This window comes from Mycobacterium kyorinense (assembly GCF_002101735.1).
Taxonomy (GTDB): Bacteria; Actinomycetota; Actinomycetes; order Mycobacteriales; family Mycobacteriaceae; genus Mycobacterium; species Mycobacterium kyorinense.
Genome location: NZ_LQPE01000166.1, coordinates 93806 through 111763, shown reverse-complemented (window position 1 = coordinate 111763; position 17958 = coordinate 93806). Strand labels below are relative to the sequence as shown.

The following is a 17958-nucleotide window of genomic DNA, read 5'->3' as shown; positions in this document are numbered from 1 at the left end:
TCAACCCCGCCTTGGCCGCAAACGCCGACTGCGACGCCACCAACTGCGGAATATGGGCATCCAACAAACTCATCACTTACATCCTTTCCTGATCGACTACCACTCGTGCGATACGCTGTGCTGTCTCAGTTGTGTTCTCCCCCTTCGCCGTTGGTATGGCCAGCTGACTCCGCCTCCCAGGTGCCGGGCACCATCGGCATCGTCGGACCGCCGCCGAACTCGTCACCGGCCAGAGTCGCCAGCCCCGTCGCGGCGGCAACGGTGTCTTTGCCCACCGTGCCGGTGAAGCCCAACCGTCCTGCACCGTTGCCGGAGGCCGTCGTCTCCGGCTCGGTGCCGTTGCCGGAGCCGAAATCGGTTTCCATGTCCGCGAATTCGTCAGCATAGTCGTGCAGGGCCGCCCGGCGGCGGCGCCGTGCGCGTGCCTTCTCCCGGCTCGACACCCCTACCGCAGCAGCGGCCGGGATATGTGCGGCCGGTGCCTTGGTTCCCTCGCGATCGCGCAGGCTCGGACCCGGTCCACCGTCCGGATAGATACCGCCCACCGCGTAGGCAAAACCCGGTGCCGCCGAGGCGGCGGCAGGTGCGGCGCTCGCCGCAGCGGTGCCGCCCGCGGGGGCGGACCCGGCGGCGGCCGAGGCGGGAACACCAGGCGCCAGGGCTGCGACCGGTAACGCGGCAGACGGCGCGGTCCCGGTCGCGGCGGGTGCTCCGACCACCGCCGGAGCGAGTGCCGGCGCAATCGGGGAGTCCGTGGTCATCAGTGCGCTGACGCCAAGACCGATCGCGAGCGGGAGCACGAACGGGGCGCTGAGGATCATCGCCCACGTCGGCCAGCCGACGAGGTTCCAGAACACCTGGTAACCGATGAAGAACAGCAGCGGAAAATAGGTCACCCAGGCGGCGGGATTGGTCAATAGTGCTTGAAGCACCTGGCCCGGATTCTGCAGCAGCTGCATCAGTTGGTTGAGCATCTGGCTGAAGAAGTCCGACCCAGACGGCGCCTGGGTGGCGGCCTGCGTGACGCCATTCGACTTCACCACCGTCGGCGCCGGCGTGGTGCGCGGCGCCGACGCCAGCGCGGTGCCGGAAACCGCGTGATAGGTCGCCATTGTGGTGGCTGCCTGGACCCACATCCGGACGTAGTCCGCCTCGTTTAGCGCAATCGGAATCGTGTTGATGCCAAAGAAATTCGTGGCAACCAGAATCCCGTGGATCGCGTGATTGGCGGCCAGCTCGGGCAAGGTCGGCATGGCGGCCAACGCCGTGGTGTAGGCCGCCGCCGCCACCTCGTGCTGAGCGGCCACCCCTGCGCTGTTCGCGCTGGCCTGCGTCAACCACGCCAGGTACGGCAGATGGGCAGCGACGTACTGCTCTGCGGTCGGACCTTCCCACGATCCGGCCTGCACCGCGCCCAACAGCGTGGTGAGTTCACCTGCAGCGGAAGCGTATTCGTTACTGAGCGAGGTCCATGCCGCCGCGGCCGCCAGCAGCGACCCGGGCCCAGGACCGCTGCCGAGCAGCGTCGAATGCACCTCCGGCGGCGAAGCCATCCACACCGGCGCGGTCATAGTCAGCCGCCGGCAACCAGGTAGGTCGAGGCCGCGGCCGCGTCACCGGCGGCATAGCTGGCACCGGACTCCCCGACGCCGACACCCGCCCGGCCCAGTTCCTCGACACCTTGGGCGGCCACGGCCGCGTGCTCGCTGCCCTGGGCGCTGAAGCCGGCAGCGGTTTGCAGCGAAACCGGGTCGGCCGCAGACGGTATCACCGCGCTGATCAACGGAGCCGCGCTCGCGTGGGCAGCCGCCAGCTTGGCGGTGATCGCCTCCACCGCCGCACTCGTAGCGGCCAACCCCTCGGGAACAACTTGCAGCGTCATTGCAGATACTCCTTTCGACCGTCAACGGTCACGCCCTCGTCCACCAGAGGGTTGACCAACTGCACATACGTGGGACTGTCGTTGTCGCCCAACAGGATCGCTCGACCAGCGGGCAACCGCTCGAATCGCTGACCACGGATCTTGCCGCCGTCGGCCGGATTGCCGGACAGCATCAGCGTGGTCGCCTGCAAATCGTTGAACCGGCGCAGCAGCGGGCTGGTCATCAACGCGTGCGCGGAGCCGCTGGCGCGCGCGGTGATGATCACCCGCAAGCCCAGATCGCCGGCTTCCGCCAACAGGCCGATCAGGCTGGTCCAAGGCCGCTGCCCGATGAACGGCCCGCTCATCGCCGGCGTGTCCGGGATCTGGTCGACGTCGTCGATGATCAGGTAGTGGGTGTGGCCCCGGTATCTCCAGCCGGCCAGTTCGTGCGGCGCCAAACCCGCCGGCGGGCGGCGCTTTTCGATGAGAGCCGAGAGCCCCAGCATCGCCGGGATGACGCGGTCGATGTTGGTGGTGTACTCGTTGTCACCGAACAGCGGCTCGTCGAAGAGATGCAGCCGGCGGTCCAGCACCGTGAACGCGACCTGCTCGGCGGTCGAGTGGTCGCGGACGGTGCGAATGATGTGGCGCAGCAGCGTCGTCTTGCCCGACTTGGTGTCTCCGAACGCCATCAGCAACGGGTTCTCGGCGAAGTTGACTTCGACTGCGGCCAAGTCTTCTTCGCGCTGGCCGATGACCACCCGGTCCGGGCCGCGATACACCCCGCCGACCTCGGTGGGTGCCAGGTTCTTCGGCAGCAACCGCACCGGCGGCGCCTCGGCGCCCGGGTAGCGGGCGTTGAGCGTGGCGACCTGGTCGGGCTCGGGGGCCGCGAACAAGAAGTGCTCGGCGGCCATGGTCAGCCCCCGGCCGGGCTGGTCCGGCGGCACCGTCTCGGCCGGGCGACGCAGCGCGCCGACCACTCGGACATTGCTGTCGCGGGCGTCGTGCAGCTTGAGCTCCAGCCGCAGCCCGAGACCGTCACGCATCGCCAGCGGAACCTCCAGCCAGCTGGGCGTGGTGACGATCACGTGGATGCCGTAGGCAAGGCCGACGTTGACCAGCTCGGTCACCTTGGCCAGCAACGGGTTACGGGTGTTGAACTGGTCGGTGTTGTCCCGGCTGAAGGCATAGAGGTTGTCGATGACCAGGAACACCTCGCCGAACCCGTCGTCGAGCCCCGATTCCTGCCGATGCCGGAAGACCTCCCGCTGCTGGCGGATGCGCAGCAGCTGCTCGAGCTCGCCGAAGGTGCGACGGATGCGTTCGGGCTCCAGCGGCGACGCCACGCTGCCGACGTGTGCCAGGTCCTCCAGCGCCCGCAGCTGCCCGCCGCCGTAGTCCAGGCAGTAGAAGCTCACTTCACCGGGCGCGTGCAGGTTTGCAGCCGAGAGGATAAAGGTCTGCAGCGCAGTCGATTTGCCCGACTTGGCGCCGCCATGGATGACCATGTTGCCGGCGGCCGAGCGCGCGTCGAACACCAGTGGGTCGCGGCGCATCTCGAACGGCTTGTCGATCTCGCCGAGCGGCCAGCGCCACTGTCCTTGCGGTATGGCGGCGCGGGCCAGCACCGACCGCAGTGGGATCGGCTCGTCGAGCGGCGGCAGCCACAGCTCCGGCGCGCGCGGCCCGTAGCGGGCCAACTGGTCGCCGATGGTGGCGATCAGCTTGCGCGGCGGACCGGCCGGCTCCTCCTCGTCGGCGCCGGTGATCACGGTCTCCTGATCCGGTTCGACGCGCCCGGCGCTGAACAGCTTGGGCTCCGGAGCGGAGTGCACCACAAGGGTTTTCGCCGCCTGCGGCGGATCGTAGATGCCGTCGACGTAGGTGCTGCGGAACTTGATCGGCGCAGCGCCCGGTGCGGGCACCAGGAACCCCACGCCCTTGTGCTCCTTGCCGGACTCGATGTGGTAGGCGTCCTCAACGCCGATGATCTGCCGCGACACCGCGGGGCTGGCGACCTTCAAACCGATCCGGTAGGAGGTGTTCTTGTCGATGTCCTTGATCTTGCCGATGTCCAGCGTCTGCGACGCGAACAGAATGTGGATGCGGAACGAGCGGCCCTTGCGGGCAACGTAGTCGAACAGCTCCGCGTATTCCGGATGGTCGGCCAGCATCAGGGTGAACTCGTCGGCGACCACGAACAGCGTCGGGATCGGCGCCAGGTCGTGGCCCGCTGCAATGGCGTTCTCGTATTCGGTGACCGAGTTGAACGCGCTGCCCTGCACGCGACGGCCGGCCTCGCGCAGCAACACCTCGCGGCGAGCCACCTCACCGCGCAGCGTGTCGGCGAACCGGTCGGCCAGCGACTTCTTCTCGGCCATGTTCGAGATCACGGCGACGACCTGCGGGAAATGCCGGAAGCTGTCGGCGCCGGCCTCACCCTTGAAGTCGGCGTAGATCACGATCAGCCGGTCGGCGGGATGAGTTGTCAACAGTGACAACAGGATCGACATCAGGGTCTGCGACTTGCCGGAGCCGGTCATGCCGATCATCAGGCCGTGCGGGCCCATGCCGCCCTCGGCCTCGTCCTTGAGGTCGAAGATCAGCGGCTCCCCGGTCGCGGTGACCCCGATCGGGACTCGCAGCTCGTCCTCGCGCCGGCGCGGCGCCCACAGCGTCGGCACGTCCAGCCGCGACGCGTCCGGAATCCCCAGCAGCGTCGTGAAAGTGGCGCCGCGGGTGGCCGCCGACTGAAGCCCACTGTGGGTGGGGTTGGAATCCCAGCGCGACAGCCGCCGCGCAAGATGCGCGGCCTCGTCGGCGCCGAAGGTGTCGGCGGTGTCGACGTAGCGCTGCCAGCCGCCGGTCTGCCACCGGTCGATGACACCGTCGGCGACCCGCAGGATCGGCCGTTCCGGATCCGAATACTGTTCGCGGTGCGGGGGGGTGGCCGAACGGTGGATGACGGTGACCCCGGCCCAACCGGCCGCCAGCGTCGACGCGTTGACGTCGTAGTCGGGGTCGTCGACGACGACCAGCAGGTGCCGCAGCGCGTCGGCTGCACCGCCGTTGAACGCCGGGCGGTCGGCCAGCGCCGGGCCCAGCTGCGCGGCGAGCTCGTCGATGTTGGTCGACAGGTAGCGGGCCGGACCGACACCATCGACCTGCCCCGGAATGTCAACGTGCGGAAGCCATTTCAGCCACGACCAGTCCGGCGATTCCAGGTCGGGGGCGGCCAGCGCGACGCCGAGCACGGTCGGGTCGTGCCAGGTGACCGCCTGGGCGATCCAGGCGCGCAACGCGCCCCGCACGTCGTCGGTGTCGCCGAGCACGGTGATCCGGGAAACCTTGGTCAGGTCGATGCCGGCGGGCACGTCGCGCACCGTGCGCTGGGTGTCCAGCAGACTGCGTAAAGCACTGTGCGACACCGGTTCCAGGTCGATCTCGTCGGCGGTGTCGTTGACGCGCAGCGCGGTGGCGAGCGGCGCCGAATGCAGGCCGGCCCGCACCACCAGGAAGTCGTCGTCGGCCGGGTCGCGCTCCCACTGGCGCCGCGAACCGGGTATCGCGACCAATTCGGCCGGGTCCGGGTGCGACCATTCGGCGGCCGCGCGCTGCTCGGCGGCCTGGGCGCGGATGTTGTCTCGGACCACCGACAGGTAGCGCAGATAGTCGGCCCGTTCGGCGTCGACTTCCTCGGTGCGCATCTTGTTGTCGGTGCCACGGTAAAGCGCTGTGGCGGCGAGCAACAGCACGAACGGGAAGAACAAGGTCTGCGGGGAGATCACCCGCATCCCGGTGGCGACCATCGCGACGATCATCCCGACGATCAGGATGACGATCACGATGGGCAGCGCGCGGCGCAGCAGCGACGGCGGGATCGCCCGCGGCAGCTCCGGGGGCGCCTCGATGTTGATGGCTCCCTTGCGGCTCGCCGGCCGCGGCACCCGGCGGCGGGCCTCGAAGATCAAACGGCTCATCGGGTCTCCTCAGCTGAGGTCATTCGACCGGGCCGCTTGTCGGGCGCCAGGCCGTCGTGGGCGAGCAACGCGTCGGCGCGCGACAGCGTGGGGCCGGGCGCGAACAGCGACAGCATTGACCACGGGATCGGAGTCGGGGGCGGGTTGAGGCCAAGAGCTTCAACGGTTTTGGAGCGGCCGGTGGAACCGGCTTCGGTGTCGATGCCGTAACGCACACCGGTGTCGGAGATCCAGAACAGCGACCCCGCCGCCGGTGACTCCGCGCCCTGGCCGACGCTCTGGGCGAAGTAACCGGTGCCGGGTGCCAGGGCGACACGCGTCGCTGTCCCGCCGGCACCGGCACTGACCAGATCCTCGGTGTGCACCGCCTCGGGCACCGGCAGCGCCGAGCCGGACAGCAGGGTCAGTGAGTTCGTAGCGGCTCCGGCCGGCTTGCTCCAATGCGCACAGGTGACCGGATCATGGGCGGCGTCGACCAGAGTGATCCGCTGGTCCGGATAGCGCGCGGTGTCCAGCACCCGCGACACCGGCAGCTTCGCAACCTGATCGGCGCTGAGCCGGGGCGGCTGGTCCAGGCCGTAGGAGTTGGCATTGCGCAGCATCGCAGCCAGCACAGCCGAAATCGGTTGCAGCCCATCGGGTAAGACCGCGTAGTACAGCGGGGTGTTGTCCGCAGCGTAGGCGACGACGACGGCGCCGACCGGCGCTCCCACCGACAACGGGAACTGCGGCGGGCTTCCGGCATCGGGGATGGCCGGGGCGGTCAGCGCCGGCGCCTCGGGAATCGCGTTGAACAGGCCGGCGGCTATCGTCCGCGGCGCAGGCACGTCCGTGCCGAAGCCCAACGCACCGGTGACGGCGCGGTCGGCCAAGTCGATGCGGCTGCGCTTGCCGTCCCACAGCAGCCAGGTGCCGGCGTCGTTTTTGGTCAGCACGCCATGCCCGGCGGCCAGCGTCGCCGCGCGGGCGCCGCTGCTGTCCGGGGTGCCGGCGATCACCGTGACACCGACATCCGGGCCACCGACGGCGTCGCACACCGTCCAGTTGGCGTCCTTGTCGGTGTTTTGCACCATCCGCTCCGGCGCGCCGGGGATGCCGATCAAGTTGCCGCGTGGGAATTGGTCCAGCGCACTGCTTTTCACGGTGGTGGGGTTGACCGGCCGGCCGGCGATCAGCCGCGCCGAGGTCAAGTTGAGCACCGGGTGCAGTCGGTCCCCGACCCGCACGTACAGCGCGGCGGTGGAGCGGTCGGCCAGCACCGGGTTGTTGGCCGGTGACCCGTTGGGCCGGATCAGCGAGAACACAAAACAGCCCACCAGGGTGGTGACCAGGATCAGCACGCCCATCACCACCGAACGGGTCTGCGTGCGCAGCGGGTCGACGAGCATCCGGGTGTCGTGCAGCGCAACCCCAGATGCAATGCGGCGCATGACGAATCGCCAGCCGCTTACCTGGTGGCGGGTGACGAAGCCGCGACGATAGACGACCTTGTCGGGGTTGTCGTTGACCGGTGTGCGCGACGAGAACGAGCGCCGCTCGTCGTCGGGTTCGCGGGCGGTCATGATGGCACCGACAGGCCGAGGCCACGCAGCAGCGGTTCCACCGAGTTGGCGACGTCGCCAGCGGTGATGGTGATCAGTTCCTCGTCGGTGAACTCACCTGTTCCCGCCTGTTCCGAGTGATCCAATCGGAATTCTCTTTCTTCCTCGGATTTTTCGACGATGTTGCGGACGAACCGGCCGTTACCGGCGATGTCGAGGCTGCGCCGGTTGACGCCGTTGGAATCGGGCGTCGTCGAGGTAGCCAGATGGGCGAACAGCTTCTCCAGATCGTCGAGGGCGGCCTTCTCGAAGGCACTGTCGCGTTGCTCGGCCATCTTGTGCGCGATCTCGACAAGTTCGCCCGGGTTGTACGACGGGAAGTCGATGCTGCGGGTGAACCGCGATCGCAGACCTTCGTTGGTGTCGAGGAACTTGTCCAAATCGGCGCGGTACCCGGCGATGATCACCACCAGCCGGTCGCGGTCGTTCTCCATCCGGGCCAGCAGGGTGTCGATGGCTACCAGCCCGAAGTCGTTCTTGGCGCCCGTCGCGACCAGCGCGTAGGCCTCGTCGAGGAACAGCACGCCGTCCAGTGCGCTGTCGATGATCGCGTTGGTCTTGGCTTCGGTCTCACCGATGTGCTGGCCGATCAGGTCTGCGCGGTGCACCTCTTTGATGTTCTCTTTCTTCAAAAGACCCAGGCCGCAATAGATTTTGGCGACGACACGGGCGATCGTGGTCTTACCGGTACCGGGCGGTCCGGCGAAGACCAGGTGGTGGGTGCGCTGGGCCACCGTGAGCCCCCGCTGCTTGCGCACCAATTCCATTGCCACCGAGCTCTTCAGGCGCGCCACCTGGTTTTTGACCTGCTCCAGTCCGATGAATTCGGCGAGCTGGCGTTCGGCCTCGGCGAGCAACTCGGCCTTGCGCTCCCGGGATTCAGGGTCGATGAAGTCTTCGGCACTGGGCTCCGTCTCCGGATTCCATGGATCGGTACGCGCCTCGATCCGGGCCGCAGTAGTGGTGACGATCCCGAAGCTGGTGTCGGACAGGGCGTGCTCGATCTGCTCGTTCTCCGGATTGGCCGCGTAAAGGTCTTGCAGGACTTCGCTTGCCGACTCTTCATCGACGTGTGCGCGCAGTACCAGCGCTTTGGCCAGTGCGCCGTCGACCGCGGCGACGGGGACCGGACCGTCGGGTTCCTCCAGGTATGACAGTGCCGGGGCGAACATGCCCAGCCGGGCCAAGGCGATGCCCAGCGTGATCTTGGCGGCGTGCGCGTACGTCTCGTCCAGGTCAGGATCGTTGACGACGGGGGTCAGCAGTTTGACGACGTCGGACCAGCGCTCGGCGCGGTAGTGGATGGCCACCGTGACCCAGCGGGCGTCGCGCCAGCTCGGCCGGCTCTCGGCGATCTCGCCGGCCAGTTTGTGTGCGTCGGCGTACTTGCCCTCGGCGGCCAGCGCCGCCGCATAGGCGAGGTGGAAATCGTCGGGGTCGGTGGCACGAAACCGCAGATACAAACCGGTGTCGTAGTAGAAACCCAACGCTCGCGGCGCCAGTTCGACGCGGCGCTGCAAGATCCCCGCGGTGGGGGCGGTGCGCGAAACCGCTTCCAGCACACGGGCCGACACGTCGCCGGCAGCGGCCAGGCCGGTCCAAGCGTCGCACTGGTCGTAGGCGATACGGGTGAGGGCGATGAAGCCGGACCGGGCGGCGGCCAGGTCGGCCGGGCGCCGGCGGTCGTAAACCTTGAGCCCGAGCGCCCGGCAGCAGGTAGCGAATCGGCTGATGACGTCGTCGTCAACCCGGGCAGTTGCGGGCCGCGTCGCAAGCGTGCCGGTGTCAGCGCTGTCCACGCCCCCGTCTCCTCCTGTTGTTAGTGCTACCTAACTTCGCTGAAGTTAGCATTGCATAAGCTAAGTGTCGAGACGCCCCTGTTGGAGCAGCGAGCGGCCACGGCCACGAGACTGACGCAACACGACAGCCTCCTTCCGGCACCGCACGTTTATGAAAACCATTTTCGATAACGCCTCGCTCGGGACCATACCCCACGCTGACGCCCTCGATTGAGCGGGTCTCACTATCAGTCGGACCGCTGCCGTGTCGGGTTCCCCGACCCGAGCGGGCATCGCTCGACAGCTCAGGCACCCCAGCCCCGACACGGCAAAATCCTTCCACGCATCCGCGGGTACAACAATCGATTTTCACAGCCAATACGGAGAAAAGCGCTCTAAATCTCCGTATCTGCGTGCATAGAATATCGTATTGCGTGCTATATCGGAGGGTGTTATCGGAAGAGGTTCGTGATGACCGCAGGAGCCGCGCCGATCTGGATGGCCTTACCGCCGGAAGTACATTCGGCGCTGCTGAGCAGTGGACCGGGCCCGGGGCCGCTGCTGGCGTCCGCCGCCGCGTGGGACTCGCTTAGCACCGAATACGCCTCGGCTGCAGACGAACTCACCGCTGTACTGGGAGCGACGCAAGCCGGCGCGTGGGAGGGCCCGAGCGCGGAGTCGTATGTTGCCGCCCACGCTTCCTACGTCGCCTGGCTGACGCAGGCCAGCGCCGATTGCGCCGCAACGGCCGCCCAGCTGGTGAGCGCGGCAACCGCCTACACGACCGCGTTGGCCACCATGCCCACGCTGCCCGAGCTGGCCGCCAACCACACCACCCACGCCGGGTTGGTGGCGACCAATTTCTTCGGCATCAATACCATCCCGATCGCCCTCAACGAGGCCGACTATGTGCGGATGTGGGTCCAAGCGGCCACCACCATGACCGTCTACCAGGCTGTTTCGGCCGCGGCGATCGCCACGACCCCACGTACTGCAGCGGCGCCGCAGATCATGAAATCGGACATGAGCAGCGGCTCGGGCATGGGCAATATGCCCGGCATGGGCACCACCCTGCCCACCACTCCCGAGCAGTGGCTGCAGGCCATCTTCCCGCCGCAATTCAATCCGTTTTCGCCGAATTCCTTCCAGATGATGCAGCCGAGCTTGGCGACTTTCCTCCCGCGCGCCGGAGCCATGCTTGCCAACTATGCGGGTAACCCGGTGCAGTTCCTCGAGGCAGTGCTGCTTCTCGGTACCCAGTTCGTCGTGCATCGCACGATGTATCTGATCTGGCTCATTCTCTACAACCCGGCGGGGCTGATCGGCTTTGTGCTCAGCAATCCGATCTACACCCTGGGATTGACCGCACCGATGGCAATCGCGCCGGCCGGAGCGGCGGGCGGATTCGCCGGTCTGGCCGGGCTGGCCGGCGTGACTGCGCCGGCGCCGGTTCCAGTCGCTGCGGCACCAATGCCCGTCGCGACGGTGCCCCCAGTCCCGGCCATCGCGGCCGCTCCCACCCCGACCGCTGTCCCACCGCCCGCGGCTGCGCCGGTCGCAACCGCACCTGCACCAATGGCTCCACCTCCGCCGAGCGTTCCGCCCCCATCACCGCCGCTGACGGGCCCGGAAGCTACCCTCGGCGCCCAAAGCTCCATCTACCCATATCTCGCAGGCGTTCTCGGGTCTGGCGGGGAGTCGAGCGTTCGCGGCAAGGCGCCCAAGGCGGCAGCCGAGGTCTCCGCGGAACCGGCGCCCGCGGCGGCGTCAGCGGTGCGGCAAAAAGACGCCAGGCGTCGGCGGGCGGCGGGCCAACGGATCGACCGCGGTTATCGCTACGAGTTCCTGGAGCCGGACGGCCCGACGACGATGGCCTCCGATCGTGGCGCGGGACCGCTGGGCTTCACCGGAACCGCAGCCAAGTCCGCTGTCCAGCACGCGGCGGGCTTGGCGACGCTGGACGACGATCGGTTCGGCGGTGGGCCGGCGATGCCGATGATGCCGGGCAGCTGGGAGATCAGCTCTTGACAGCGCTGACCAAGGTGTTGCGGGCGATCATCGGTCCCGCCTCTGTGCCCGGCCCCGGAACCGGTCGCCCGACTTCCCGTAGGTAATCCGCCAGCGGGGTCGGCACCGCGTTCCAGCCCCGCTCACCGAACCACTGGTCGGCCGGCGCGCACCGCTCGTTGTAGACCAACTGAAAGAACAGACGTTGATCGCCTTCGGCTCTGGCCGCGCGTTCTTCTTCTACGGCGGCGGCGAACTCCTCCGGAGGAAGCGGGGCACCGTCCTCCAAGCCGACATGGCTACCTGAGGCGGCCAGCGCATCGATTCCGGTGAACAACTGATGCTGCGCGGTGGCCGGAAGGTAGATCAGCAGACCCTCGGCAATCCAGGCCGACGGCTGGGACGGATCAAAACCGGTGTCCCGCAATGCTTGTGGCCAGTCTTCGCGAAGGTCGACGGCGACCTCACGGCGCTCGGCTCGTGGCTTTGCGCCGTGTTCGGCGAGCACCTCACGCTTGAACTCCAGCACCTGAGGCTGGTCCAACTCGAAGATCGTCGTCCCGCCGGGCCAGGGCAGCCGGTAGGCGCGGGAATCCAGCCCGGCGGCCAGGATGACCACCTGCCGCACACCGGCGTCAGCGGCCCGCCGAAAGTAGTTGTCGAAATACCGGGTACGGGCGCCCTGGAAGTTGACGAAGTGCTCGCCGAAATCGGTTGTCTTCAATTGGTGCTCGGGAGCCTTGCCGTCGAGGACGTCGGCCGACGGTCCCCCCACCGCGCGGCAGAACACCTCGGCGAACGGGTCGATCGCCAGCGGGTCGGGCTTTTGGGCTTCCAATGCTCGGGCGGTGGCCACGAATAACGCGGTCGAACCGACACTCGTCGTGATGTCCCAGGTGTCACCTTCAGTACGCATGTAACCGACCCTACGCCAACAGGATTGGGCTACACCGCCCGACGACGGGTAGTGATGCGTCTGATGCCATACGATAGACATCATGCGCACCACCGTGTCGATCTCCGATGAACTGCTCGCGGCCGCCAAACGGCGGGCCCGGGAGAGAGGCCAATCGCTGGGCGCGGTGATCGAAGACGCCCTTCGCCGCGAACTTGCGGCGGCCGATGACCGGAAGCCCCGGCCGAGCGTGCCGGTGTTCCATGGCACCGGCCCCAGGCCGGGCCTCGACTTGACCTCGAACCGGGCCTTGGCCGAAGTTCTCGACGAGGACCTGGACCTGAATACGCGTCGGTGAGCATGTTCCTTCTCGACGTCAACGTGGTGCTGGCCGCGCATCGAGGTGACCACCCCGATCACCAGACGGTCCGACCCTGGTTCGATCAGTTGCTCACCGGCGACGAACCTTTCAGCGTCCCCAACGCGGTCTGGGCATCCTTTCTGCGGTTGGCGACGAATCGACGGATTTTTGAGGTTCCCTCGCCGCGAGCCGAGGCGTTCGCTTTCATCGAGGCAACCAGCGCCCAACCGCATCACCTTCCGACGAACCCGGGTCCACGCCACGTCGCATTGCTCCGCGAAATATGCGACGAGGCAGACGCGTCCGGTGACCTGATCCCCGACGCCGTCCTCGCTGCCATCGCCGCCGAGCACCACTGTCACGTGGTGACTCTCGACCGGGACTTCGCCCGGTTCACCTCCGTACGCCACATCCGTCCGGGGATTTAGACCAGCGGCCGGCCTGTCTTGATCCTCCGGTCCAGATCCCACAGCAGCACGTTGAACGGGAATTTGCGGACGAATCGTGGCATCAGGTTGTTGACCGTGCGCAGCACGGCCATCAGCCGGTCGAAGCGCCGCTGTTTGGCGGCGTCCCAGGGGAACCGCATCTCGTCGCGGAACCGTTGCGGCAGAAAGCCGGCGGTGATCAGCAGCCCAAAGCTGTCCAGCCGGCGCTGCACCGGACCGGGCAGTGTCACGCCGGGCATGCGGCCCACCGCGATCGGATAGAGGTACTCGCGCACCGCGTCGTCGATGTGCACCTTGTCCAGCGACTCCTGCCAGTACTTGTCGAATGCGGCGCGATCGGCCGGCCACATCTCCGGCGGAACCTGCAGTGTGGTGCCCAGCGCCATCCCCTCGCGGTAGTGCCGCTCGGCCTCTTCGTCGTCCATTTCGCCGACGAAGATGCGGTAGATGTCGACCCCGCCCTTGTACAGACAGGCGCCGACCCACAACTGCAACTCTGGATCAAACGCGTTGTACTGCACCGGGCTTTCGTCCGTCGAGTACACCTGCGCGTGCGCGCGGTTGACCGCCCGGCGAAACGCCGCCTTCTGTTCGTCGCTGCCCGCGCTGGCGACTGCCAGGTAGGTGAAGGTGGTGCGCGCCCGCTTGACCGGATGCAGGTCGACTCGACCGCTTTCCACCCGGCTTTCCAGCACGCCGTATCCGACGCCGGGGCGGGCCAACTGCATGATCACGTTGGCCGGACCGGCCAGCAGCGCCACGCCCATCAGGCCGTCGTCCATCCCGGCCGTCCGTAGCCGACGCCCGCGCCGCTTCACCCGCGGGTCGGGCGGGTCACTCACCGCACGCTCGACCTGCCCGATCGGATCGCTGATCGTCATCGCCACACCTGCCCGCTAATTGTGAGAACGCCTGTTTCCCGATATTGCCGCCCGGGCGACTTCGATGTCAAGATGGTGGCCATGGCCCCGACGGAGACGACGAGCGTGCGGCCGTATCGGGGCGTCGATCCCGCCGAGCGGCTCGCTGCGCGCCGCAGCCGATTACTGGGGGCCGGTCTGGATTTGCTGGGCGCCGATCAGCAGGATCCGCCCGAGCTGACTGTGCGGGCCGTGTGCCGTCGCGCCGGGGTGGCAGCTCGCTACTTCTACGAGAGCTTCGCCAACAAGGACGACTTCGTCGGCGCCGTCTTTGACTGGGTGATTGCCGATCTGGCCGCCACCACCCAGGCGGCGGTGGCCGCGGCGCCACCCGAGGAGCAGACCCGCGCCGGCATGGCCAACATCGTCCGGACCATCGACGGCGACCCGCGGGTGGGGCGTTTGCTGTTCAGCTCGCAGCCGGCCAACGCGGTCCTGGTGCGCAAACGCGAGGAGTCCAGCGCGCTGTTCGCGATGTTGTCCGGCCAGCACGCCGGTGCCGCACTGAGGATGCAGCGCAACGACCGGATCACCGCCACCGCGCATTTCGTGGTCGGTGGTGTCGGGCAAACACTGAGCGCCTGGCTGGCCGGCGAGGTGCGGCTGGATTCCGGGCAACTCGTCGACCACCTGGCGGCGCTGCTCGACGAACTGGCCGACCCGGCGCTGTACCGAGACTAGTTACCGACCGGCACTCGGCGATCGGCCGCCGTCTTCGGCACCGCCTTCGCGTCGCTGCCGCTGAATTCCTTTGTCCAGCAGGCAAACTCGAGTGTGATGCCGTCGGGGTCCTGGAAGTAGAACGATCGCACGTAGACACCGGGGTGCAGCGTCGCCGAGACCTGCATCTCGCTCTCGTCGTGGTTGAGCACCGGACCGACCCGGACGCCCTTTTCTTTGAGCCGCTTTCGGTAGTCGTCGAATTTTTCGGCCGGAACGTGAAAGGCCAGGTGGTTCATCGTGCTGACGGCGCTGGTGATGTCCCCGATCCCGGGAATGGCGGCCGGCGACGACACACCCGGGACCCGGTTCGGCGCGTCGGCGAACCAGAAGAACGCGACGCAGTCACCGTTGCCGGCGTCGAAGAAGAAGTGCTGCCCCTGACCGCCGGGCAGATCCAGCGATTTGACCAACGGCATGCCGAGGATGTTGCTGTAGAAGTCGACAGTGCGGGCCATGTCCGAACACACCAGCGCGACATGGTTGATCCCACCGAGTTCGAATTCGGAGTTGGGGTTGTGCGGCTTGATCATCTGCCGGGCTCCCGTCGGTCGGCGCGCGTATCGCTGATCCGTGCACGAAGAACTGAATCTGAATCTAACATCAGATTCAGCTCTCTTCCAGGGGTCGCATGGGTCGCAGCAAGAGGAGGCGTCGCCGGTGTACACCGTGTCCGAGCAGCCCGGCCAGCGCGCCGAACTGCCCACGCATCGCGGCCGGCGAACGCAGGCCGCGATCGACGCCGCGGCCCGGGCCGTCATCGCGCGCAAAGGAATACTGGCCGCCACCATCGCCGACATCGCCACCGAAGCCGGCCGATCGACGGCGTCGTTCTACAACTACTACGACTCCAAAGAGGCGATGATCCGCGAGTGGGCGCTGCGATTTCGTGACGAAGCCAATCAGCGTGCGAAAACCGTCGTCCAGCACGGGCTTTCCAACCGCGAGCGGGCACATGAAGCCGCGGCCGCACACTGGCACACCTATCGCAACCGGCTCGCCGAGATGATCAGCGTGTCTCAGCTGGCGATGGTCAGCGACGACTTCGCCCAGTGCTGGGCCGAGATCTGCGCGGTCCCGGTCTCTTTCATCACCGAAACGGTGCGACGCGCACAGGCCGACGGGTACTGCGACGACGACGACCCGGAGCTGATCGCGGTGGCGATCGTGGCGATGTTCAACCAGTTCTGCTACCTGCAGCTCAGCGGCGCTCGTGCGTATGTGGCCGGTGATCCAGACGACGAGGCTTGCATCAACACGCTGGCCAACATCTTCTACCGCGCCATCTACTACAAGGAGGTCCCGTGAGATGGCCACCCCTGGAGTGATTCGCGAGTTCATCGGACTGCCCTCGCCCACCGCACGTCGCGCCGGCGCGGGCGGGAACCCCTGTCAGGGGCTGTATCACCGCGGCGTGGGTCGCAAGCCGAAGGTGGCAATGATCGCCACGCACTACCAAATCGACTTCTCTGAACACTATCTCGCCGACTACATGGCGACCCGCGGTATCGGGTTCCTCGGCTGGAACACCAGATTCCGCGGCTTCGAGAGCAGCTTCCTGCTCGACCACGCCCTGGTTGACATCGGGGTCGGCGTGCGGTGGCTGCGCGAGGTCCAGGGTGTGGAAACCATTGTGCTGCTGGGCAACTCAGGCGGTGGTTCGCTGATGGCGGCCTACCAGTCACAGGCGGTCGAGCCGAATGTAACCCCGCTGCCCGGCATGCGGCCCGCCAGCGGGTTGACCGAGCTGCTGCCGGCGGACGGCTACATCGCCAGCGCAGCCCACCCCGGTCGTCCCGACGTGCTGACCGCATGGATGGACGCGGCAGTCGTCGACGAGAACGACCCCATCGCCACCGATCCGGATCTGGACCTGTTCAACGAAAGCAACGGTCCGCCGTTTTCCGAGGAGTTCGTCGCGCGGTACCGCTCGGCGCAGGTCGCCCGTAACCACTCGATCACCGATTGGGCCGAAAAGGAGCTGAAACGCGTACGGGCGGCGGGGTTTTCCGATCGGCCGTTCACCGTGATGCGAACCTGGGCCGATCCGCGGATGGTCGACCCGGCCATCGAGCCGACCAGACGCCAGGCCAACATGTGCTATGCCGGGATTCCGGCGAAGGCGAACCGATCGGCGCACGGCATCGCCGCCGCCTGCACGCTGCACAACTGGCTGGGGATGTGGAGCCTGCGGACCGCGCAGACCCGGGCCGAGCCGCATCTGGCGCGCATCACCTGCCCCGCGCTGGTCATCAACGCCGACGCCGACACCGGGGTCTTCCCCTCGGATGCCCAGCGCATCTACGGCGCGCTGGCCAGCACCGACAAGTCGATGTGCACGATCAGCACCGACCATTACTTCACCACTCCCGGAGCACGCAGCGAGCAGGCTGACACGATCGCCAAGTGGATTGCCAAAAGGTGGCGCTGAGAGTCCTCGCGCACTTCGTCCCGGGGCCGCAGGTGCTGGATTTCGTTGCGCCCGAAGGTGGCTGGCTCGACATCCGCTGGTGCGCGGGTGATGACGACAACGCCTTCTACCACGAGCTGCCCGACGCCGAGGTGATCTGGCACGTGCTGCGGCCGCTGTCGGGCGACGACCTGCGCGGCGCGCCCAAGCTGCGGCTGGTGCACAAACTCGGTGCCGGGGTAAACACCATCGACGTGCAGGCCGCGACCGAGCTGGGCATCGCGGTGGCCAACATGCCGGGCGCCAACGCGCCGTCGGTGGCAGAGGGCGCGGTGCTGCTGATGCTGGCCGCACTGCGCCGGCTGCCGGTGCTCGACCGGCTCACCCGCGAAGGGCGCGGCTGGCCGTCCGATCCGCAGCTGGGCGAAACGGTGCGCGACATCGGCGGCTGCACAGTCGGGCTGGTCGGCTACGGCAACATCGCCAAGCACGTCGGCCAAATCGTCGCCGCGATGGGTGCGACGGTGCTGCACACCAGCACCCGCGACGACGGGTTGCCGGGCTGGCGAACGCTGGCGGAGCTGCTGGCCGCCAGCGACATCGTGTCGCTGCACCTGCCGTTGACGGCCTCGACGCACCACCTGCTCGGCCGCGACCAGCTGGCCGCCATGAAGCCGGGCGCGGTATTGGTCAACACGTCGCGCGGCGAGCTCATCGACGAGGCGGCCCTGGTGGACGCCCTGCGCAGCAACGGGTTGGCGGCCGCCGGGCTCGACGTGTTCGCCGTCGAGCCGGTGCCGCCGGACAACCCGCTACTGCGCCTGGACAACGTGGTGCTGACGCCGCACGTCAGTTGGTACACCGCCGACACCATGCGGCGCTACCTGATCGAGGCCGTCGCCAACTGCTGTCGGCTGCGGGACGGGCAGCAGCTGGCCCATGTAGTCAATCAACCGACCGGTTATTAGAT

General features: G+C 67.5%; 15 protein-coding genes and 1 pseudogene. 7 read left to right on the top strand and 9 right to left on the bottom strand.

Translation table 11 applies throughout. From position 1 onward, the window contains the following. The 6 genes and pseudogenes from AWC14_RS28430 to eccA form a co-directional block, all read right to left on the bottom strand. Window positions 1–73, bottom strand: a pseudogene (locus AWC14_RS28430) (type VII secretion protein EsxS); the annotation flags it as partial. Between the two features lie 52 nt (window positions 74–125). Continuing rightward, window positions 126–1571, bottom strand: coding sequence for a PPE family protein (locus AWC14_RS25320; RefSeq protein ID WP_045374237.1), 1446 nt, complete (start codon window positions 1569–1571; stop codon window positions 126–128). A 2-nt stretch (window positions 1572–1573) separates the two neighbouring features. After that, window positions 1574–1882 (bottom strand): PE family protein, encoded by a 309-nt coding sequence (locus AWC14_RS25315; RefSeq protein WP_045374235.1) that lies wholly within the window; start codon window positions 1880–1882, stop codon window positions 1574–1576. Further along, window positions 1879–5847: a type VII secretion protein EccCa gene (eccCa, locus tag AWC14_RS25310; protein ID WP_057003209.1), complete on the bottom strand. Its 3969-nt coding sequence runs from the start codon at window positions 5845–5847 to the stop codon at window positions 1879–1881. The genes AWC14_RS25315 and eccCa overlap by 4 nt, the downstream gene beginning before the upstream one ends. Further along, window positions 5844–7409, bottom strand: a complete 1566-nt coding sequence (eccB, locus tag AWC14_RS25305) for a type VII secretion protein EccB (protein ID WP_045374232.1) — start codon at window positions 7407–7409, stop codon at window positions 5844–5846. The genes eccCa and eccB overlap by 4 nt, the downstream gene beginning before the upstream one ends. Beyond that, window positions 7406–9247 carry a type VII secretion AAA-ATPase EccA gene (gene eccA / locus AWC14_RS25300; RefSeq protein ID WP_045374229.1) on the bottom strand — a complete coding sequence of 614 codons (1842 nt, stop codon included), beginning with the start codon at window positions 9245–9247 and terminating at the stop codon, window positions 7406–7408. The genes eccB and eccA overlap by 4 nt, the downstream gene beginning before the upstream one ends. A 450-nt stretch (window positions 9248–9697) precedes the next feature. Here eccA and AWC14_RS25295 point away from each other — a divergent pair, with 450 nt between their 5' ends. Then, window positions 9698–11254 carry a PPE family protein gene (locus AWC14_RS25295; protein WP_045374226.1) on the top strand — a complete coding sequence of 519 codons (1557 nt, stop codon included), beginning with the start codon at window positions 9698–9700 and terminating at the stop codon, window positions 11252–11254. Here AWC14_RS25295 and AWC14_RS25290 read toward each other — a convergent pair. Next, complete coding sequence (locus AWC14_RS25290; protein WP_045374223.1) at window positions 11244–12149, bottom strand: class I SAM-dependent methyltransferase; 906 nt, start codon at window positions 12147–12149, stop codon at window positions 11244–11246. The two genes, AWC14_RS25295 and AWC14_RS25290, sit on opposite strands and share 11 nt — an antisense overlap. 82 nt (window positions 12150–12231) lie before the next feature. On the opposite strand from AWC14_RS25290, the gene AWC14_RS25285 reads away from it, so the two are divergent. After that, the gene (locus AWC14_RS25285) at window positions 12232–12486 is read left to right on the top strand and encodes a ribbon-helix-helix protein, CopG family (RefSeq protein ID WP_045374220.1); all 255 of its coding nucleotides are present in this window, start codon (window positions 12232–12234) and stop codon (window positions 12484–12486) included. 2 nt (window positions 12487–12488) lie between these two features. Further along, a complete protein-coding gene (locus AWC14_RS25280; protein ID WP_045374217.1) occupies window positions 12489–12917 on the top strand; it encodes a type II toxin-antitoxin system VapC family toxin in 429 nt (142 codons plus the stop codon). On the opposite strand, the gene AWC14_RS25275 is transcribed toward AWC14_RS25280, so the two are convergent. Continuing rightward, window positions 12914–13819, bottom strand: a complete 906-nt coding sequence (locus AWC14_RS25275) for an oxygenase MpaB family protein (protein ID WP_045374214.1) — start codon at window positions 13817–13819, stop codon at window positions 12914–12916. The two genes, AWC14_RS25280 and AWC14_RS25275, sit on opposite strands and share 4 nt — an antisense overlap. 81 nt (window positions 13820–13900) lie before the next feature. Between AWC14_RS25275 and AWC14_RS25270 the strand changes: the two genes are divergently transcribed. Beyond that, complete coding sequence (locus AWC14_RS25270; RefSeq protein WP_428839008.1) at window positions 13901–14539, top strand: TetR/AcrR family transcriptional regulator; 639 nt, start codon at window positions 13901–13903, stop codon at window positions 14537–14539. On the opposite strand, the gene AWC14_RS25265 is transcribed toward AWC14_RS25270, so the two are convergent. Next, window positions 14536–15111, bottom strand: coding sequence for a VOC family protein (locus AWC14_RS25265; RefSeq protein WP_045374209.1), 576 nt, complete (start codon window positions 15109–15111; stop codon window positions 14536–14538). The two genes, AWC14_RS25270 and AWC14_RS25265, sit on opposite strands and share 4 nt — an antisense overlap. 136 nt (window positions 15112–15247) lie before the next feature. Here AWC14_RS25265 and AWC14_RS25260 point away from each other — a divergent pair, with 136 nt between their 5' ends. From AWC14_RS25260 to AWC14_RS25250, 3 genes are read left to right on the top strand one after another with little or no spacing between them, the layout of a single operon-like run. After that, window positions 15248–15886 carry a TetR/AcrR family transcriptional regulator gene (locus tag AWC14_RS25260; RefSeq protein WP_235215812.1) on the top strand — a complete coding sequence of 213 codons (639 nt, stop codon included), beginning with the start codon at window positions 15248–15250 and terminating at the stop codon, window positions 15884–15886. Window position 15887: 1 nt separating this feature from the next. Further along, on the top strand, window positions 15888–17009 hold the full coding sequence (locus tag AWC14_RS25255) for an alpha/beta hydrolase (protein WP_045374203.1): 1122 nt from the start codon (window positions 15888–15890) through the stop codon (window positions 17007–17009). Further along, window positions 17006–17956 (top strand): 2-hydroxyacid dehydrogenase, encoded by a 951-nt coding sequence (locus tag AWC14_RS25250; RefSeq protein ID WP_045374243.1) that lies wholly within the window; start codon window positions 17006–17008, stop codon window positions 17954–17956. Before AWC14_RS25255 ends, AWC14_RS25250 begins: the two co-directional genes overlap by 4 nt. Window positions 17957–17958 lie beyond the last annotated feature (2 nt).

What these genes read in the sequence shown, in the direction of transcription:
- AWC14_RS25255 (WP_045374203.1), top strand. Translation starts at nt 15,888, where the DNA reads ATGGCCACCCCTGGAGTGATTCGCGAGTTCATCGGACTGCCCTCGCCC.
- AWC14_RS25315 (WP_045374235.1), bottom strand. Translation starts at nt 1,882, where the DNA reads ATGACGCTGCAAGTTGTTCCCGAGGGGTTGGCCGCTACGAGTGCGGCG.
- eccB (WP_045374232.1), bottom strand. Translation starts at nt 7,409, where the DNA reads ATGACCGCCCGCGAACCCGACGACGAGCGGCGCTCGTTCTCGTCGCGC.
- AWC14_RS25290 (WP_045374223.1), bottom strand. Translation starts at nt 12,149, where the DNA reads ATGCGTACTGAAGGTGACACCTGGGACATCACGACGAGTGTCGGTTCG.
- AWC14_RS25280 (WP_045374217.1), top strand. Translation starts at nt 12,489, where the DNA reads ATGTTCCTTCTCGACGTCAACGTGGTGCTGGCCGCGCATCGAGGTGAC.
- eccCa (WP_057003209.1), bottom strand. Translation starts at nt 5,847, where the DNA reads ATGAGCCGTTTGATCTTCGAGGCCCGCCGCCGGGTGCCGCGGCCGGCG.
- AWC14_RS25265 (WP_045374209.1), bottom strand. Translation starts at nt 15,111, where the DNA reads ATGATCAAGCCGCACAACCCCAACTCCGAATTCGAACTCGGTGGGATC.
- AWC14_RS25285 (WP_045374220.1), top strand. Translation starts at nt 12,232, where the DNA reads ATGCGCACCACCGTGTCGATCTCCGATGAACTGCTCGCGGCCGCCAAA.
- AWC14_RS25320 (WP_045374237.1), bottom strand. Translation starts at nt 1,571, where the DNA reads ATGACCGCGCCGGTGTGGATGGCTTCGCCGCCGGAGGTGCATTCGACG.
- AWC14_RS25295 (WP_045374226.1), top strand. Translation starts at nt 9,698, where the DNA reads ATGACCGCAGGAGCCGCGCCGATCTGGATGGCCTTACCGCCGGAAGTA.
- AWC14_RS25275 (WP_045374214.1), bottom strand. Translation starts at nt 13,819, where the DNA reads ATGACGATCAGCGATCCGATCGGGCAGGTCGAGCGTGCGGTGAGTGAC.
- AWC14_RS25270 (WP_428839008.1), top strand. Translation starts at nt 13,901, where the DNA reads ATGGCCCCGACGGAGACGACGAGCGTGCGGCCGTATCGGGGCGTCGAT.